This is a genomic window from Comamonas testosteroni, assembly GCF_014076415.1.
GTDB classification, from domain to species: Bacteria; Pseudomonadota; Gammaproteobacteria; order Burkholderiales; family Burkholderiaceae_C; genus Comamonas; species Comamonas testosteroni_F.
Genome location: NZ_CP043568.1, coordinates 4735922 through 4751745, shown reverse-complemented (window position 1 = coordinate 4751745; position 15824 = coordinate 4735922). Strand labels below are relative to the sequence as shown.

Below are 15824 nucleotides of genomic sequence, written 5' to 3'. Positions count from 1 at the left end.
GAATGCAACAAAATCTTTCGCCCATGAAAAAGGCCGCCCGCGGCGGCCCTGCGGAGCATGAGAGAAGTCAGGCCATGACGCGGCTGGCGCGAATGACCGAGTGCAGGCGACGCAGATTGCGCAGCGCATTCTCCAGCTGAACGCTGTTCTGCACGGAGATGACAAAGCGCAGATCGGTGGTGCCGATCGCGGCTTCGTCGGTCATCTCGACGCGCACGATATCGGCTTCGGCGTTTGATAGCTCGGCCGCCACACGGGCCAGCACGCCCTTGTTGTTCTGCACAGTGACCACGATTCCCGCCTCGAACAGGCGCGTGATGTCGTCTGACCAGTCCACCGTGATGAAACGGTCGGCATCCTTTTCGCGCAGCTTGATGGCATTGTTGCAGTGGGCGTGGTGCACGACCAGGCCCTGGCCGCCCAGGTAGCCCAGAATCGGGTCGCCCGGCACGGGGCGGCAGCAGTGCGAGTAATAGACCGAACTGCTCTCGTCGCCGTTGAGCGTGACCGCGCCCTGGAAGGGGCGGTTGTGCGTGTTGAAGCGCTCCTGCGTGATGAGCAGGGCATCCGGGCGCACGCCCTGCTTGGTCATGAAGGCGGTCATGCGCGCCGCCACCAGCGAGGCGATGCGGCGGCCCATGCCGATATCGACCATGAGGTCTGCGGGCGTGCGGTTGCCCGTGATGCGCAAAATCTCGTCCCAGACGCTCTTGTTGGCATCGTCCTGCGACGGTACGCTGTCAATGCCTTCGGCACGCAGAGCCTGGGCCAGCAGCGTTTCTCCGAGCTGACCGGCTTCGGTCTGGGCTGCATTCTTGAGGTAGGAGCGGATCTTGGATCGCGCGCGACCGGTTTTCACAAAACTCAGCCAGGCCGGATTGGGCGTGGAGGTCTCGGAGGTGATGATCTGCACCACATCGCCGCTCTTGAGTTCGGTGCGCAGCGGCACTTCTTCGTCATTGATCTTGGCTGCCGTGGTGCGATGCCCGATCTTGCTGTGGATGGCATAGGCAAAGTCCACCACCGTGGCGCCGCGCGGCATGGCCATGATCTCGCTCTTGGGCGTGAACACGTACACGGCATCGGGAAAGAGATCGACCTTGACGTGATCCCAGAACTCCGCCGCGTCACGGGTCTCGTTCTGGATGTCGAGCAGGGACTGCAGCCACTGGGTGGACAGATGCTCGGAGTCATGACCTTGCTGCGCCTTGTACAGCCAGTGGGCCGCGACGCCGGCCTCGGCCACGATGTTCATCTCTTCCGTTCGAATCTGGAATTCGATGCTGACGCTGGAGGGGCCGACCAGCGTGGTGTGCAGCGACTGGTAGCCATTGCTCTTGGCGATGGCGATGTAGTCCTTGAAGCGGCCCGGCATGGGCTTGTACTTCTGGTGCAGCACCCCGAGGGCCGTGTAGCAGTCCAGCGTCTTGGGGACGATGATGCGAAAGCCGTAGATGTCGGTGACCTTGGCAAAGCTCAGCTGGTTCTTCTGCATGCGCTGGTACAGCGAATACAGCGTGCTCTCGCGGCCCAGCAGGCGAACCGGCAGGCTGTGCGTGGCAAAAGCGGTGCTGACTTCATCCTGCACACGATGGACCAGATCACGGCGGCGTGTACGCGAGCGGCCGATGGCTTTTTCCAGCGTGGCATAGCGCCAGGGGTGCAGATGCTTGAACGACAGGTCCTGAAGCTCGCGATAGGTCTGGTTCAGACCCAGGCGGTGAGCGATGGGGGCGTAGATCTCCAGCGTTTCGGACGAGATGCGGCCCCACTTGCTGCGCGGCATGTCGCTCATGGTGCGCATATTGTGGGTGCGGTCGGCCAGCTTGATCAGGATGACGCGCACATCGCGTGCCATGGCCAGCAGCATCTTGCGAAAGGACTCGGCCTGGTTTTCCTCGCGGGTATTGAACTGCAGCTTGTCCAGCTTGGTCAGCCCGTCCACCAGCTCGGCCACATCCTCGCCAAAGCGCTCCTTCAGATCCAGCTTGGTGATGCCGCAATCCTCCATGGAGTCATGCAGCAGGGCCGCCATCAGGGCAGGGGCATCGAGCTTCCAGTTGGCGCAGATTCCCGTGACCGCGATGGGGTGGGTGATATAGGGGTCTCCACTGCTGCGCCACTGATCCGTATGTGCTTGATCTGCGTAGACATACGCCTGGCGCACACGCTCGGCGCTGTCGGCATCCAGGTAGCCGAGATGCTCCATCAAGCCCTCAAAAGCAGCAGCCGACACACGTGCAGCCTGTTCAGCGGGCATGCGCTGAGGCTTGGCCGGTGCCGTAGAGGAAGGAGCAATCGTCGAGTTCTGGGCCGCTGTCATATTCCTTAAATGTAGCCTGCAAGTATGTAGTGCAAGCTGATAGGCACAAAAAAGCACCGACGAGCGGTGCTTAATTGTCTATTTTGGTGCTGCGATGCAACAGCTCAACCCGGCACCTTCTTCAGCATTTCCAGGCCTACCTTGCCGTCTGCGATTTCACGCAGGGCAGTGACGCTGGCCTTGTTCTTGGTTTCAATCTTGGGGGTATGGCCTTGATTGAGCATGCGGGCGCGATAAGTCGCGGCCAAAACGAGCTGGAAGCGGTTGGGGATCTGCTCCAGGCTATCTTCAACAGTAATGCGTGCCATCAGGAACTCCGGGAACGGTCAGTTGGATTCAGGGATATTGAGCGACTCGAAGGTGTCGGCGCGAAGGCGCCGCTGGGCCGCATATTTGAGGCGTTGCGCGTGGATGATCGCCTTGAGATCAAAGAGCGCACTCTCAAACAGTTCGTTGATTATAACGAAGTCGAATTTTGCGACCTGCGCCATTTCCTCTTCGGCGTTTTTCAGGCGCAGCTCGATGACTTCGGGGGCGTCCTCGCCGCGATTTTCCAGGCGGGCGCGCAACTCGTCCCAGCTGGGCGGCAGGATGAAGATCAGCACGGCATTGGGAAACGCCTGTTTGACCTGCAATGCACCCTGGTAGTCGATTTCGAGCAGCACGTCGGTGCCGCTCTGGATGCGCTCTTCCAGAGACCTCTTGGCCGTGCCGTAGCGGCGGCTGTGCACATTGGCCCATTCGACAAAGCCGTTGTTGGCGACCATGGCGTCGAATTCGGCGTCCGAGACGAAGTAATACTCACGGCCATGTTTTTCCTGGCCGCGCGGCGCGCGCGTGGTGTGAGAGACGGAGGGGTAGACGCGTGCGTCGAATTCGCGCAGAGCGCGTACCAGAGAGGATTTGCCGGCACCGCTGGGTGCCGACACGACAAATAGATTTCCGGGATGGTCCATGACTTTGGGCATGACTTTGGGCATGAATCGAGCGTACGGGGTAGGTACGCTCAGGGCTTGCTTACTCGATGTTCTGCACTTGTTCGCGCATTTGCTCGATCAGCACCTTCATGTCGACGCTGATGCGGGTCAGCTCCAGCGTGGCTGATTTGGAGCCTAGGGTGTTGGCTTCGCGGTGCAATTCCTGGATCAGAAAGTCCAGACGCTTGCCGATGTCGCCACCCTTTTTGAGCAGACGCTCGATTTCGTCGAGGTGAGAGCCCAGGCGCGTGACTTCTTCAGCCACGTCGATGCGGATGGCAAAGGCCGTGGCTTCGGCCAGGGCACGGTCCTGGGCGGCTTCGGGGGCCACCGAGCCTTCACCGAGGGCCATGGCCTCTTTCCAGCGCTCAAGGAACTTCTGACGCTGCTGTTCCACCAGTTGCGGCACCAGCGGCACGGCGGTCTTGGCCAGCGCGCGCAGCTGCTTGATGCGGTCGAGCAGCATGTCGGCCAGGCGCTCACCCTCGCGGGCGCGAGCCGCGAGCAGCTCGGTGATGGCCTGTTCGGCCAGGGCCGGAGCGATCTCGCTCCAGTCCGTGCCGGCGGTGGCTGTGCCGCTGCACAGGCGCAGCACATCGGCCACGGACAGGTCGCGTGCCTTGGGCAGCCAGGCCTGAACCGAGTCCTGCAGCGTCACCAGGCGTTGCAGCTGGGTGGCCGAGGGAATGGGCAGGGATTGGTTGCTGGAGACGTCGATGGCGGCTCGTACTTCCACCTTGCCGCGCTTGAGGCGCGCGGTGAGCAAGGTGCGCAGTGCCGGTTCAAGGGCGCGCAGTTCGTCGGGAAGGCGGAAGGACAAATCCAGAAAGCGGCTATTGACCGCGCGGATCTCAAGGCCCAGACGGCTGTTGGACTGGGACTCTTGACCACCCTCAACGGATGCGCTGTGCTGGGCACTGGCGTATCCGGTCATGCTGTAAACTGGCATTGGACTTTTGATGGATGCTTGCAATTTCCCGATTATCCGGGTTTCGTATCATCCTTGAGGTTTACCGGTAAAAAATGTCTACAAAAACCAAGCCAGCGCCCCTACCGTCGGGCAGCACAATAGGTGGATACCGGGTGGTGCGCAGGATTTCCTCGGGGGGGTTCGGGATTGTCTACCTGGCTCTGGACGCCGATGGCCAGCAGGTTGCGATCAAGGAGTACCTGCCGGCTTCGCTTGCCACTCGGGCGCCTGCCGAACTGCAGCCCATGGTGGCGCCAGAAAAACTGTCCCTGTATCGCCTCGGGCTCAAGAGCTTTTTCGAGGAAGGGCGCTCGCTGGCGCAGATTTCCCACGCCTCCGTGGTGAGCGTGCTGAACTTCTTTCGCGAAAACGAAACCGTCTACATGGTGATGAACTACCTGGAAGGGGCGACCCTGCAGGAGTTCATCGTTACGGCGCGCGAGCTCAAGGCCGACAAGGTGTTCAGGGAGTCGACCATCCGCTCTCTGTTTGACGAGGTGCTGCGCGGCCTGCGCATCGTGCATCAGCACAAGATGCTGCATCTGGACATCAAGCCCGCCAATATCTTCATCACCAATGACGACAAGGCCGTGCTGATCGATTTCGGCGCGGCGCGTGAAGTGCTGTCCAAGGAGGGCAACTTCATTCGTCCCATGTACACGCCGGGCTTTGCTGCCCCTGAGATGTACCGGCGCGATTCCCAGCTGGGTCCCTGGACCGATATCTATGCCATTGGCGCCTGCATCTATGCCTGCATGCAGGGCATACCGCCCAATGAAGCTCCGCAGCGTCAGGACAAGGACCGACTGGCCCTTGCCTTGAACAAGCTGCGCGGCGTGTATTCGGACAATCTGATCGAGGTGGTGGAGTGGTGCATGGCCATGGATCCGCTCTCGCGGCCGCAGTCGGTGTTTGCGCTGCAAAAAGAGCTGAGCCGCGAAGGCGAGCGTCGCTATACCAAGCTCAGCATGCAGGAGCGCATGCGCATGCAGTTTGACAACATGGTGCATGACGCCAGGAAGAATCTTCAGAAACTCGGCGGCTCCGAACGTGGAGCGGTGACCGACAGCAATCGCAAACCATGAAATTTTCCGTCTTCCAGCTCAGCCGCCGCGGAGGCCGTGCCCTCAATGAAGACCGCATGGGCTACTGCTATACGCGAGAGGCGGCATTGTTCGTGCTGGCGGACGGCATGGGCGGGCATCCGGATGGCGAAGTGGCCGCCCAGATAGCATTGCAGGTGGTTTCCACGCTTTTTCAGCAAAAGGCCAAGCCCATGCTGGAAGAGCCTGTCCTGTTTCTGGAAGAGGCGCTGCTGCAGGCCCATCGCCAGATCCTGCGCTATGCCAGTACCAAGGGCATGATGGACACGCCGCGCACCACGCTGGTTGCGGCCGTGCTGCAGGACGGCAAGGTGACCTGGATACACTGCGGCGACTCGCGCCTGTACTGGGTGCGCGACGGGCAGCTCGTGGAGCGAACACGTGATCATTCCTATAGCGAGATGCGCAAGGTCTCCGGTGCGCTGGCGCCGGCCAGCCGCAATGTGCTGTTCACCTGCCTGGGCTCGCCTTCCAAGCCCATCTTCGATGTGAGCGAGACAAGGCGGCTTGAGGAGGGCGATCAGCTGATGCTGTGCTCCGATGGCCTCTGGGGGGCGGTGCCGACGCCGGAAATTCTCCAGATCATGAATGGCAAGGCAGTGGCCCATTTCGTGCCCATGCTGGTCGATACGGCACTCAAGCGAGCCGGAGACGGCAGCGACAATGTCACCGTGCTGGCACTGGTATGGGAAACACCGAATAATTTCGAACCGTCTTCCATCTCCACACAGGAGATCGAGGATCAGGGCTTCGAGTCCACGATACAGGTGGGGCCGATCAATGAATGCGAGGATGAACTCGACGACGAGGCCATCGAGCGATCGATTGCCGAAATCAACGAGGCCATACGCCGTTCGGCGCAGCGCCAGAGAGCCAAGACCTGAACACGGTTGCGCGCTGCAATAGGCGCTGGCTTGAAAATACTGAATCAATAGCTGATTGCGCAAGCGCCATAAGCGCTTCCATGGGTTTTTATTATGAAAATTGTGCTGGCATCCAATAACCGCGGAAAGCTCGTCGAGTTGCAGGCCATGTTTGCCCCGCTGGGCGTGGAGCTGATCCGCCAGGGCGATCTGTTCGAGGGAGAAGCTCCCGAGCCCTATGGCACCTTTGTAGAGAATGCTCTGTCCAAGGCGCGCTTTGCGGCCGAGAAGACCGGCTTGCCCGCCATTGCGGATGACGCCGGCATGTGTGTGGATCATTTCGGCGGTCTGCCCGGTGTGGACACGGCCTACTATTGCACCCAGTTCGGCTACGAGAAAAGCGACGACAACAATGTGCGTGCGCTGCTCGAGCAGATGCAGGGCGTGGCCAACCGCCGTGCCGCCATGGTCAGCACCCTGGTGGGCGTGCGCTCGCCCAAGGACCCCGAGCCGCTGATTGCAGTAGGTCGCGTGCAGGCCTTGCTCACGACCGAGCGCCGTGGCAGCAATGGCTTCGGCTTTGACCCGGTACTGCTGATCCCCGAGCTGGGCTTGACCTTTGCCGAGATGGAGCCCGAGCTCAAGCATGCGCACAGCCATCGTGGACTGTCTTCTCGGAAGATGATTGCGATGGTGAAAGAGAGATGGTTATAACCAGCGGTTTTTGACCGCACTCCCCCTGAGGCGCTTTGCCTAGGCGGTCCCGCGCCTTCCCTAGCCGGGCGCCCCTCTCTCTACGCGCTGCGCGCTATGGAAGGGGACGATGCCCTCGAGGCGGGGCGGCGGGGCTGCCTAGGCCCTTGCTTGCTGTCCCCTGGTTGGGGTGTGCTAGTTTTAGCGGCGTCGGTTTTGTTTACGCTAGAAAAGCATATTTCCCATGATCCCCATTCAGCCTCAAACAGAGACTGCCGAAGCTGCGGTGCAGCGCGACATTCAGCACTACATGCGTCCCGGCACGCTGCAGCTGGGAAGTTTGCCGCCGCTGTCGCTGTATGTGCACCTGCCATGGTGTCTCAAGAAATGCCCGTATTGCGACTTCAACTCGCATGCCTGGGCCAAGGGGGGGGCGCTGCCCGAGGATCGCTATATCGATGCGCTGATGGCCGATCTGGAGAGCGCACTGCCGCTGATCTGGGGACGTACGGTGCACAGCGTCTTCATGGGCGGGGGCACGCCCAGCCTGTTTTCGCCCGAGTCCATAGACAAGCTGATTGCCGGTTTGCGCGCGCGCCTGCGCATGGAGCCCGATTGCGAAATCACCATGGAAGCCAACCCCGGCACCTTCGAGAAGGACCGTTTCAAGGCCTTCCGTGCGGCCGGTGTGAACCGCCTGTCAATCGGGGTGCAGAGCTTTGACGACCGCTATCTGCAGGCTGTGGGCCGTGTGCACGACGCGGCGCAGGCCCAGGCTGCGGTGCGCGAGGCGGCGGACAATTTCGAGACCTTCAATATCGATCTCATGTATGCGCTGCCCGGCCAGAGCCTGCTCGATCTGCAGCGCGATGTGGACACGGCACTGTCGTTTGCGCCGCCACATCTGTCGATTTATCACCTTACCATCGAGCCAAACACCTATTTCGCCAAATACCCGCCCCTGGTGCCCGAGGACGATACGGCCTATGAGATGCTGGACCTTATCACGGCCAGCACCCGGAGAGCCGGCATGCAGCGCTATGAAGTCTCGGCCTATGCCAAGGATGGCCACCAGTGTTTTCACAACAGCAACTACTGGCAGTTCGGCGACTATCTGGGCATTGGCGCCGGAGCGCACAGCAAGCTGAGTTTTGCCCACCGAATCGTGCGCCAGGTGCGTTTTCGCGATCCGGCCCGCTATATGGACATGGCGCTGGCCGGCACGCCGCTGGCACAGGACAACGAGGTCAAGCGTGCCGATCTGCCGTTCGAATACATGCTCAACGCGCTGCGCCTGCGCGGCGGCTTTGCCTTGCAGGAGTTCATGGAGCGCACGGGTCTGCCCATGTCGGCCATCGCCAAGGGGCTCGATCAGGCCCAGGCCAAGGGCCTGATCAGCCGCGATCTGGGCCGGGTGGTTCCTACCGAACGCGGCTTTGACTTTCTGAGCGACCTGCAGGAAATGTTCCTGTAAGTCCTGGTGGGTGCTCAGCCGCAGCGCAGCGCCGTGATCTTGCCTGCGTCATTGGTGATGACGTTCAGGCGCTCCTGGTTGTATTCCATGGTTGTGGGCTGCCCCTCGCGCAGCACGCGCAGCAGGTAGGAGCCGGATTTCTGGCGGATGGTTTCCAGCGTCGATGCCACCGTGTTGTGGCCGATATAGATCTGTACCGGTTCCGCGTGGCATACCTGCAGCTGACGCGCAGCCGGGGCGGCCGTGCCGCCTGCGACCATGCCGTTGCTGGCGCAGCCAGCCATCAGCAGAGCCATGCTGGCAGCAGCCATACCCAGCAAAGGGCGGGTGGAGATATGCAGAGTGGGTGTTCGATGCTTCATGCCCCACACCATAGCGCCCCCAGGTGCTCGCGCATGCCAGACCAAGCCTTGATGTGCAAGCGGGTGCAACAAAGCAATGCGCAAATTTGATAGCTTCATGCGCAATTCCATAAAGGGAATGATTGCACTTTGATTGTCAATTTCGGCGCCAGGGTCTATGGCTTGTGGGCGCCTTCTGCACTTTGAAAGATGCCGGCATCGATATTTGCGGCCTGCAGCTTGCGCGCAGCCTTTTCAGCGCGCTTTCGGCTCTCGAAGGGGCCGCTGCGTACTCGGGTGACTTCTCCCTTGTTGCTGGCCATCTTCTGCGTCAGCGCAGGCAATCTGGACTTTTGCAGCTGCGCCAGTACCTTGTCGGCATTGCCGGCCTCGGAATAGACGCCCAGATTCAGATAGAACTTGCCAGGAACCAGATCCGAGCTGGCTTGCGGCGCCGCCTTCGAGGCCTCTTTTACGGGCTGCTCTTTGGTCTCTGCCGCAGGCCGGTCAGCCTGTGTTGCCGGCGGCTTGTCGCTGGGCTCGGCTAGGACTGCTGTCTTGTCTGGCACCGGGGCAGGGGCCTGGGGCGCCGCTTTGCCGGCGCTGCTGCCCGTCCCGGCTGCGGGGGGGGGCACTGGCTCCGGCGGTCGGGTTTCGGGCTGGGTGGCCGCAGGATCTGCCGGCGCCGGGCTTGTCATGGGGCGAGGAGCGGCGGCGCCGGTGGCGCTGTCGGCAGCGGGCCGGGCGATGGCTGCGGGTGCCGCACTTGGCTGCGGCGCCGTATTTTCGGCGGGCAGCAAGGCCAGGCCCGCGCCTGCGGCCGCTGCAACAGGCAGGGCCAGCACCAGCATGGCTGCGGTTCTGTTGCGAGGAGCGTCGACCTGCGCCTGCAAGGCTGCATGGGCGGCGGCCATATTGGGCGCGTCCGTAATCGCCTGCAGCGTCTGGGCCCTGATCTTGCGCCAGTACCAGCCATTGCCCAGCAAGCCGGGTACGGCCACGGCGACCAGCCACAGAGCAATGCCCAGGCCCAGGGCCATGGCCTCGGGCAGAGCCGGGCGCAGGCCAAACCACCAGATCAACGCGGTTGCCGTGACGGCTGCCAGGTATTTCGCAGCCTCGCGCCATAAACCATGCAGGCTGCACCAGGCCAGGGTCAGCAAGGCGGCCGCCATGTTCCAGCTGGGCAGGCTGCGGTCCAGTGCATCGAAGCGCTTGAACTGGGCCAGGTAAAAGTCGCGTGAACGTGGGCTCAGGCGGCTGGCATAGAGCTGAGGCAGCAGACCGCTGTCCTCTTCTTCGGGCGCAGCGGTCTGCTCGGCCTCGTGTTGAAGACTGTGCTGCATGGAATAGGCTGCTGCTGCAAAGGCTCCGGCAATGGAGGCAGGCAGGGGGCTGGCGTCCGAGCGCAGAGGCTGGTCCAGCACAGGTTCCTGGCGGGCAGGGGCGAGCGCAGGGGGTGGGGTGTCCGAAGCGGAAGGCATGGCTGCAATTGTGTCATGGCGTTACGAGTAGGCCGAAGGCAGATTCCCAACAAAAAACCGGCGCCAGGCCGGTTCTTTGGGGGATGGCCGAGGCGCGCTCAGGCCTGGTGCGCGGGCAGCACGGTGGCGCGGCATTCGCCAAAGCCGATGCGCGCGGCTCCAGGCTTTTCGCACCAGCCTGTAAAGACCACGGCGTCTCCGTCGAGCAGGAAGGTACGGGTTTCGCCATTGCTGAGGCTCAAGGGCTTTTTGCCGCCTTCGGTGATTTCCAGCAGGGCGCCGGCTTGGTCCATGGTGGGGCCGGACAGCGTGCCCGTGCCCAGCAGGTCGCCGGGCTGCAGATCGCAGCCGTTGACGGTGTGGTGGGCAATCAGCTGGGCCATGGTCCAGTAGGCGTGGCGGTAGCTGGTCCGGGTGATCTGTTCGGCGGCCTTGCCTTCGGCCCGCATCTTCTCGGTCTGGATGGCGACCGTGAGCTGCACATCGAGCGCACCGCGCTGCGAGTTGGCCTCGGAGCTGAGGTAGGGCAGGGGCTGTGGGTCCTCGGATGGGCGGACAAAGGCCGTGCGATAGGGCTCCAGCGCTTCCAGCGTCACGATCCAGGGCGAGATGCTGGTGGCGAAGTTCTTGGACAGGAATGGGCCCAGTGGCTGGTATTCCCAGGCCTGAACGTCGCGTGCCGACCAGTCGTTGAGCAGGCACAGGCCGAAGATATGGTTTTCGGCATCCTTGATGCCGATGGCCTCGCCCCAGGCATTGGCCGAGCCTGCGTAAATGCCCATCTCCAGCTCATAGTCGAGGCGGTTGCAGGGCTTGAGCACGGGGTCGGCATCGGGGGCCTTGAGCTGGCCGTTGGGGCGCTTGAAGTCCACGCCAGAGACGCGGATGCTGGAAGCACGACCGTGGTAGCCGATGGGCACCCACTTGTAGTTTTCCATCAGCGGGTTGGTGGGGCGGAACAGCTTGCCCACATTGGTGGCGTGATGTACGGAGGTGTAGAAGTCCGTGTAGTCGCCCACCTGTGCGGGCACGCTGTATTCCACATCGGCCTGGGGCACGAGGCAGGCCTTGAGGGCAGCTTCCTGGGCAGCGCCGGCGCGCAGGGCGCGCGACAGGGCCAGGCGCAGAGCCGACCAAGACGCGGGGCCCATGGCCATCAAGCGGTTGAGCTGACCCTGCGCCGCTGCTTCGACCTGGGCCTGCACATCGCCGCCCAGCGCCTTGGCATCGCGAACGGCCGCCATGTCCAGCACCTGGTCACCAATCGCCACGCCGCCGCGAAAAGCCTCGCTGCTGCTCTTGCGACGAAAGACTGCAAACGGTAGGTTCTGGATGGGGAAGTCGCTGCTGCCCGTGTTGGCGCTGGCGACCCAGCTTTGCAGGCCGGCGTCGTGGGTTTCGTTCAATGCCATGTTCGTCTCCTTAAACGATTTGAATAAAAACAGGCTGCAGCGCTTATCTGCTGTGCGCTGCCAGCCGTTGATCTATGACCGATCTATGACTGATCGATGGGATCTGGCTTGTGGAGCTTTCATGCCGCGGTAAAGCCTCCATCCATATTCCACTGTGCGCCACGCACCTGGGCGGCGTTGTCGCTGGCCAGAAAGCTGACCAGTGCCGCCACCTGTTCCACCGTTACAAAAGCCTGCGAGGGTTGCTTGGCTCCCAGCAACTTGGTCCGGGCTGTGGGCTCGTCCAGGTTTTCGCGCAGCGCCAGGGCCTGGATCTGGGCCTGAACCAGCGGCGTGAGCACCCAGCCGGGGCAGATGGCGTTGCAGGTCACGGGCGTGGTGGCCAGCTCCAGCGCCACGGATTTGGTCAGGCCCAGCAGGCCGTGCTTGCTGGCCACATAAGCGGGCTTGTGGGCCACGCCGACCAGGCCGCTGACGGATGCCATATTGATGATGCGCCCCCAGCCGCGCTCCAGCATGGCCGGCGTGCAGGCCTGTATGGTGTGAAACGGTGCGCTCAGGTTGAGGGCCAGCATGGTGTTCCATAGGTCTGGCGGAAAGCTGAGCACGGATTCCACATGCTGCATGCCCGCGTTGTTGACCAGAATGTCCACCGCGCCCAGCTCGGCGGCAATACGCCGGGCCAGGGGGGCAATGGCTTCGCCGTCAGTCAGGTCGAGCGCGTAATAGCGGGCTGCCACACCCAGTGCCTGCAGCTCGGCCAGCTGTGCACCGGTGCTGGCAGACGCCTGGGCTCTGCCATGCAGGGCAATGGCGGCGCCTTCGCTGGCCAACTGTCTGGCAATGGCCCAGCCTATGCCGCTGGTGGAGCCGGTGATCCAGGCCACACGGCCGCTATGGGGCCTGGAGAGCTGCCGGACTTGGGGCAGGACGGTGGTCATTTGAGCAGGTCCATTTCGATATGCACATATTCGCTGATGAAGCGTACCTTGGCCCAGTAGACGATCAAGCCTTGTGGATTGCAGGCCCAGCGCAGCGCCTGCATCAGCGGCGTGCCCAGCGGCACGCCCAGATGCTCGGCAATCAGCTCGTCGGCCGGGGCTACGCTCAGGTACTGGCGGGCCGTGGCGATCTGCGCAGGATCATTTCCCAGCGCCTGAGCCAGCGTGGTGCGCTCCAGCTGTTCCTGCAGCCTGGGGTAGAGGTTTTGTTCCAGGTACAGCTCGGACAGGCAAAAGCGTGCATCGCCGTGCTTGTGCACGCGCAAAAAATAGGTATAGGCAGGGGCCAGCTCGCCAGGGGAAGGAAAGCCGGCCGGAATGGGCGGCACACAGTCATTTGCTTGCTGCAGCGTGGTCTGCTGAATCTGTTCGCCAAAGGCCACCAGTTCCTGCCAGGTCGTGGGCAGCAAAAAGGATGGGGGCTTGTAGGGCTGGCTCACGACCTTGGTGCCGCCGCGCTTGCGGGTCTCCAGCAGGCCTTCATCGATCAGCCCATGTACGGCCATGCGCACCGTGGTGCGCGAGACGCTGTGCAGAGCCTCGAGCTCTTCGACCGTGGGAATGCTTTGTCCGATCGGCCACTCTCCCGTCGCGATCTTGTTGCGAAACAGCCGGGCCAGCTGCAGGTGCAGCTTGTCGCGAGATTGGGAGGCGGTGGACGTAGCAGTCATAGGCGCGGTTTTGCGGGGCAGTGTAGCAAATAAAGTATCTAAAAAAGTACTTTATTAAAGAAAACAAGCAGCCCATCAAGATGGCGCAGCAAGGCAGAGGGAGGGAGTGCAAACCGGCCCCAAGGAGCGCAAGAGTTCACAAATGTCACCATTCAGACGGTGCAAATGACTTTTAAACTCCTCGCTTTTGATAGCGGATAGTGCAGGCAACCATTGGTTGCCATGCGCTTTGACAAGGGCAATCCTTGCCTGGGAGTTGGTAGTTTCATGCACAAGCAGTACGAGTGGCAGTTTTTCCGCGCCGGCGAGGTGGACCAGGTGGTGATTCGCACGGGCCAGGACATTGCCCATATTGGTGAGCTGGATCAGAAGCTGTGGGTGGCTCTGGCCTGTCCCACCAGAGGTATCGAGTTCGACAGCGCAACGCTGGATTTGATTGACGAAAGCAAGGACGGCCGTATTCGTCCTCCGGAGCTGGTGGCCGCCTGTGAATGGGCCGTGGCAAGAGTGCGTGACCCGCAGGTTCTGGCCGATGGCGGCGATGTGCTGCAGCTGAACAGCATCAACGATGCGACGGAAGAAGGTGCGCTGTTGCTGGCAGAAGCCAGGCGCGTGCTGGAGCTTGCGGGCCTGCCTGATGCCCCAGCCATCACGCTGGCCCAGGTGCAGGAGCGCATGGCCTCGCTGCAGGCCCTGCGCTTCAATGGCGACGGCGTCGTTAGTGCAGCCACGGCGGAAGGCGATGAGGCCCTGGCCGGTCTGATTGCGCGCATTCAGGAGCTTTACGGTGCGGTGGACGGCAGCGATGGCGTGCCCGGCATCGATCGCAGCAAGGCCGAGGCCTTCTGGGAAGACGTGCAAAGTCTGCAGAACTGGTTTGCCCGGGCGGCAGAGCTGGGTTGCAATCTGCAGCCGCGCGCGCAGGCGCTGGCGGCGGCCGAGGCCGTGAACGCGGTGCAGGCCAAAGTCGATGACTTTTTTGCCCGCACGCGACTGGTGGAGTTCGATGCCAATGCACGGGCACCGCTCAACCCCACGGAAGAAGGCTATGCCGCTCTGGGGACGCAAGTGCTCAGCAATGCATCGGAGTCTCTGGCCGCGCTGCCGCTGGCCGCAGTGACCGGCGAGCGCAGCCTGCCGCTGGTGAATGGCGTCAACCCCGCCTGGGCTGCTGCCTTGCAGACCTTGCGCGAGCAGGCCGTACAACCCGTGTTCGGCGAAGCGTTGACGGCGCTGACCGAGGTGCAGTGGGATCAGCTCAAGACCATGCTGGCCCATTGCCAGCAATGGTTGTCGGAGTGCCCGGCCACGCCGCTGGGCGCAGTGAGCGAGGTTGAAATTCAGCAGTTGCTGTCCAGCGGGTTGAAAGACGCAGTGATGCAGTTGCTGGACCATGACGATGCCGAAAAAGAGCATGCCGTGCAGGCCATGGCCCTGGAAAAGCTGATCCGCCTGCAGCGCGATCTGCTGGAGCTGCTCAACAACTTTGTCTCCTTCTCCCGCTTCTATCGCCGCGAAGGCGCGGCCTTTCAGGCCGGAACCTTGTTCCTGGACGGCCGCAGCTGCGATCTGACCGTGGAGGTTGCCGATGCTGCGGCCCATTCCACGCTGGCCGCCATGGCCAAAACCTATCTGGCCTACTGCGAATGCAAGCGCGAAGGGCAGAAAAAGACGATCGTCGCGGCCTTCACGGCAGGAGATGTGGACTTTCTGTTCGTGGGACGCAACGGCGTGTTCTACGACCGTGCGGGCAATGACTGGGACGCCACCATCGTCAAGCTCATCGACAACCCGACCAGCATCGGCCAGGCCTTCTTCTCGCCCTACAAGAAGTTCCTGCGCCTGATCGAGGAGCAGGTCGCCAAGCATGCCGCAGCCAAGAGCGATGTGGTCAATACCAGCCTCAGCGACAACGCGACCAAGCTGGTGACGGCACCCAAGGACCTGGCCCAGGCACCTGCCGCCGCGCGCAAGACCGATGTGGGTACGGTGGCCGCCATCGGCGTGGCACTGGGCTCGCTGAGTGCCGTGATCGTTGGCATCTTCGGCAAGTTCATCGAACTGGGGCCGTGGATTCCGGTGGCCATACTGGGCCTTATCCTGGCCATCTCCGGTCCCAGCATGCTGATTGCCTGGCTCAAGCTGCGTCAGCGCAGCCTGGGGCCGATTCTGGATGCCAGCGGCTGGGCCATCAATGGCCGCATGAACATCAACCTGGGCCTGGGTCGCAGCCTGTCGCAGACGGCCAAGGTACCGGTCAACGCCAAGCGCAATATTGCCGACCCTTATGCGGACAGTCACGGCCTGCGCAACAGCCTGTGTGTGCTGGCTCTGGTGGCAGCCGCCGCGTTGCTGGCCTGGCGCATGCACTGGCTGGACGCCTTGCTGCCCGTCAGCTGGCAGCACGGCTCTGCAGTTGCTAGCGCAGCCGCGGCCATGGAGCCAGCTGCACCTGCAGGTGGCGCAGCAGCAAGGTAAGGTAAGCACAGCTGCCTTGTGCATGTGCCAGAGT

At 62.3% G+C, this 15824-nt stretch carries 14 protein-coding genes; 5 read left to right on the top strand and 9 right to left on the bottom strand.

Annotated elements, in window-relative coordinates; translation table 11 throughout:
- Positions 1–67: 67 nt before the first annotated feature.
- The 4 genes from F0P97_RS21890 to F0P97_RS21875 form a co-directional block, all read right to left on the bottom strand.
- Positions 68–2323 carry a RelA/SpoT family protein gene (locus tag F0P97_RS21890; protein WP_182284199.1) on the bottom strand — a complete coding sequence of 752 codons (2256 nt, stop codon included), beginning with the start codon at positions 2321–2323 and terminating at the stop codon, positions 68–70.
- Between the two features lie 104 nt (positions 2324–2427).
- Positions 2428–2631: a DNA-directed RNA polymerase subunit omega gene (rpoZ, locus tag F0P97_RS21885; protein ID WP_003052081.1), complete on the bottom strand. Its 204-nt coding sequence runs from the start codon at positions 2629–2631 to the stop codon at positions 2428–2430.
- Positions 2632–2649: 18 nt separating this feature from the next.
- Positions 2650–3279, bottom strand: a complete 630-nt coding sequence (gene gmk, locus F0P97_RS21880) for a guanylate kinase (RefSeq protein ID WP_087084466.1) — start codon at positions 3277–3279, stop codon at positions 2650–2652.
- A 61-nt stretch (positions 3280–3340) separates the two neighbouring features.
- On the bottom strand, positions 3341–4234 hold the full coding sequence (locus F0P97_RS21875) for a YicC/YloC family endoribonuclease (RefSeq protein WP_332839914.1): 894 nt from the start codon (positions 4232–4234) through the stop codon (positions 3341–3343).
- A gap of 89 nt (positions 4235–4323) precedes the next feature.
- Between F0P97_RS21875 and F0P97_RS21870 the strand changes: the two genes are divergently transcribed.
- The 4 genes from F0P97_RS21870 to hemW all read left to right on the top strand — a co-directional run bounded on the left by F0P97_RS21870 (position 4324) and on the right by hemW (position 8403).
- Positions 4324–5355: a serine/threonine protein kinase gene (locus tag F0P97_RS21870; RefSeq protein ID WP_034358139.1), complete on the top strand. Its 1032-nt coding sequence runs from the start codon at positions 4324–4326 to the stop codon at positions 5353–5355.
- Positions 5352–6257 (top strand): PP2C family protein-serine/threonine phosphatase, encoded by a 906-nt coding sequence (locus tag F0P97_RS21865; RefSeq protein WP_182284195.1) that lies wholly within the window; start codon positions 5352–5354, stop codon positions 6255–6257. Before F0P97_RS21870 ends, F0P97_RS21865 begins: the two co-directional genes overlap by 4 nt.
- 93 nt (positions 6258–6350) lie before the next feature.
- Positions 6351–6950 (top strand): non-canonical purine NTP pyrophosphatase, encoded by a 600-nt coding sequence (locus tag F0P97_RS21860; RefSeq protein ID WP_034368809.1) that lies wholly within the window; start codon positions 6351–6353, stop codon positions 6948–6950.
- 223 nt (positions 6951–7173) lie between these two features.
- A complete protein-coding gene (hemW, locus tag F0P97_RS21855) occupies positions 7174–8403 on the top strand; it encodes a radical SAM family heme chaperone HemW (protein ID WP_182284193.1) in 1230 nt (409 codons plus the stop codon).
- Between the two features lie 14 nt (positions 8404–8417).
- Here the strand turns inward: hemW and F0P97_RS21850 are convergent, their stop codons facing one another.
- The 5 genes from F0P97_RS21850 to F0P97_RS21830 form a co-directional block, all read right to left on the bottom strand.
- Positions 8418–8777 carry an I78 family peptidase inhibitor gene (locus F0P97_RS21850; RefSeq protein ID WP_182287284.1) on the bottom strand — a complete coding sequence of 120 codons (360 nt, stop codon included), beginning with the start codon at positions 8775–8777 and terminating at the stop codon, positions 8418–8420.
- A 143-nt stretch (positions 8778–8920) separates the two neighbouring features.
- Positions 8921–10228: an SPOR domain-containing protein gene (locus F0P97_RS21845; protein ID WP_182284191.1), complete on the bottom strand. Its 1308-nt coding sequence runs from the start codon at positions 10226–10228 to the stop codon at positions 8921–8923.
- A 98-nt stretch (positions 10229–10326) separates the two neighbouring features.
- Positions 10327–11640 (bottom strand): fumarylacetoacetase, encoded by a 1314-nt coding sequence (gene fahA / locus F0P97_RS21840; RefSeq protein ID WP_182284189.1) that lies wholly within the window; start codon positions 11638–11640, stop codon positions 10327–10329.
- Between the two features lie 119 nt (positions 11641–11759).
- Complete coding sequence (locus F0P97_RS21835) at positions 11760–12581, bottom strand: 3-hydroxybutyrate dehydrogenase (protein ID WP_182284187.1); 822 nt, start codon at positions 12579–12581, stop codon at positions 11760–11762.
- Positions 12578–13312 (bottom strand): GntR family transcriptional regulator, encoded by a 735-nt coding sequence (locus F0P97_RS21830; protein ID WP_182284185.1) that lies wholly within the window; start codon positions 13310–13312, stop codon positions 12578–12580. Before F0P97_RS21830 ends, F0P97_RS21835 begins: the two co-directional genes overlap by 4 nt.
- Positions 13313–13579: 267 nt before the next feature.
- Between F0P97_RS21830 and F0P97_RS21825 the strand changes: the two genes are divergently transcribed.
- A complete protein-coding gene (locus tag F0P97_RS21825) occupies positions 13580–15790 on the top strand; it encodes a hypothetical protein (protein WP_182284184.1) in 2211 nt (736 codons plus the stop codon).
- Positions 15791–15824: the final 34 nt, after the last annotated feature.

Bases quoted from the DNA above. Each gene is read 5' to 3' on its own strand.
- F0P97_RS21890 (WP_182284199.1), bottom strand. From the start codon at position 2,323: ATGACAGCGGCCCAGAACTCGACGATTGCTCCTTCCTCTACGGCACCG.
- rpoZ (WP_003052081.1), bottom strand. From the start codon at position 2,631: ATGGCACGCATTACTGTTGAAGATAGCCTGGAGCAGATCCCCAACCGC.
- gmk (WP_087084466.1), bottom strand. From the start codon at position 3,279: ATGGACCATCCCGGAAATCTATTTGTCGTGTCGGCACCCAGCGGTGCC.
- F0P97_RS21875 (WP_332839914.1), bottom strand. From the start codon at position 4,234: ATGACCGGATACGCCAGTGCCCAGCACAGCGCATCCGTTGAGGGTGGT.
- F0P97_RS21870 (WP_034358139.1), top strand. From the start codon at position 4,324: ATGTCTACAAAAACCAAGCCAGCGCCCCTACCGTCGGGCAGCACAATA.
- F0P97_RS21865 (WP_182284195.1), top strand. From the start codon at position 5,352: ATGAAATTTTCCGTCTTCCAGCTCAGCCGCCGCGGAGGCCGTGCCCTC.
- F0P97_RS21860 (WP_034368809.1), top strand. From the start codon at position 6,351: ATGAAAATTGTGCTGGCATCCAATAACCGCGGAAAGCTCGTCGAGTTG.
- hemW (WP_182284193.1), top strand. From the start codon at position 7,174: ATGATCCCCATTCAGCCTCAAACAGAGACTGCCGAAGCTGCGGTGCAG.
- F0P97_RS21850 (WP_182287284.1), bottom strand. From the start codon at position 8,777: ATGGTGTGGGGCATGAAGCATCGAACACCCACTCTGCATATCTCCACC.
- F0P97_RS21845 (WP_182284191.1), bottom strand. From the start codon at position 10,228: ATGCCTTCCGCTTCGGACACCCCACCCCCTGCGCTCGCCCCTGCCCGC.
- fahA (WP_182284189.1), bottom strand. From the start codon at position 11,640: ATGGCATTGAACGAAACCCACGACGCCGGCCTGCAAAGCTGGGTCGCC.
- F0P97_RS21835 (WP_182284187.1), bottom strand. From the start codon at position 12,581: ATGACCACCGTCCTGCCCCAAGTCCGGCAGCTCTCCAGGCCCCATAGC.
- F0P97_RS21830 (WP_182284185.1), bottom strand. From the start codon at position 13,312: ATGACTGCTACGTCCACCGCCTCCCAATCTCGCGACAAGCTGCACCTG.
- F0P97_RS21825 (WP_182284184.1), top strand. From the start codon at position 13,580: ATGCACAAGCAGTACGAGTGGCAGTTTTTCCGCGCCGGCGAGGTGGAC.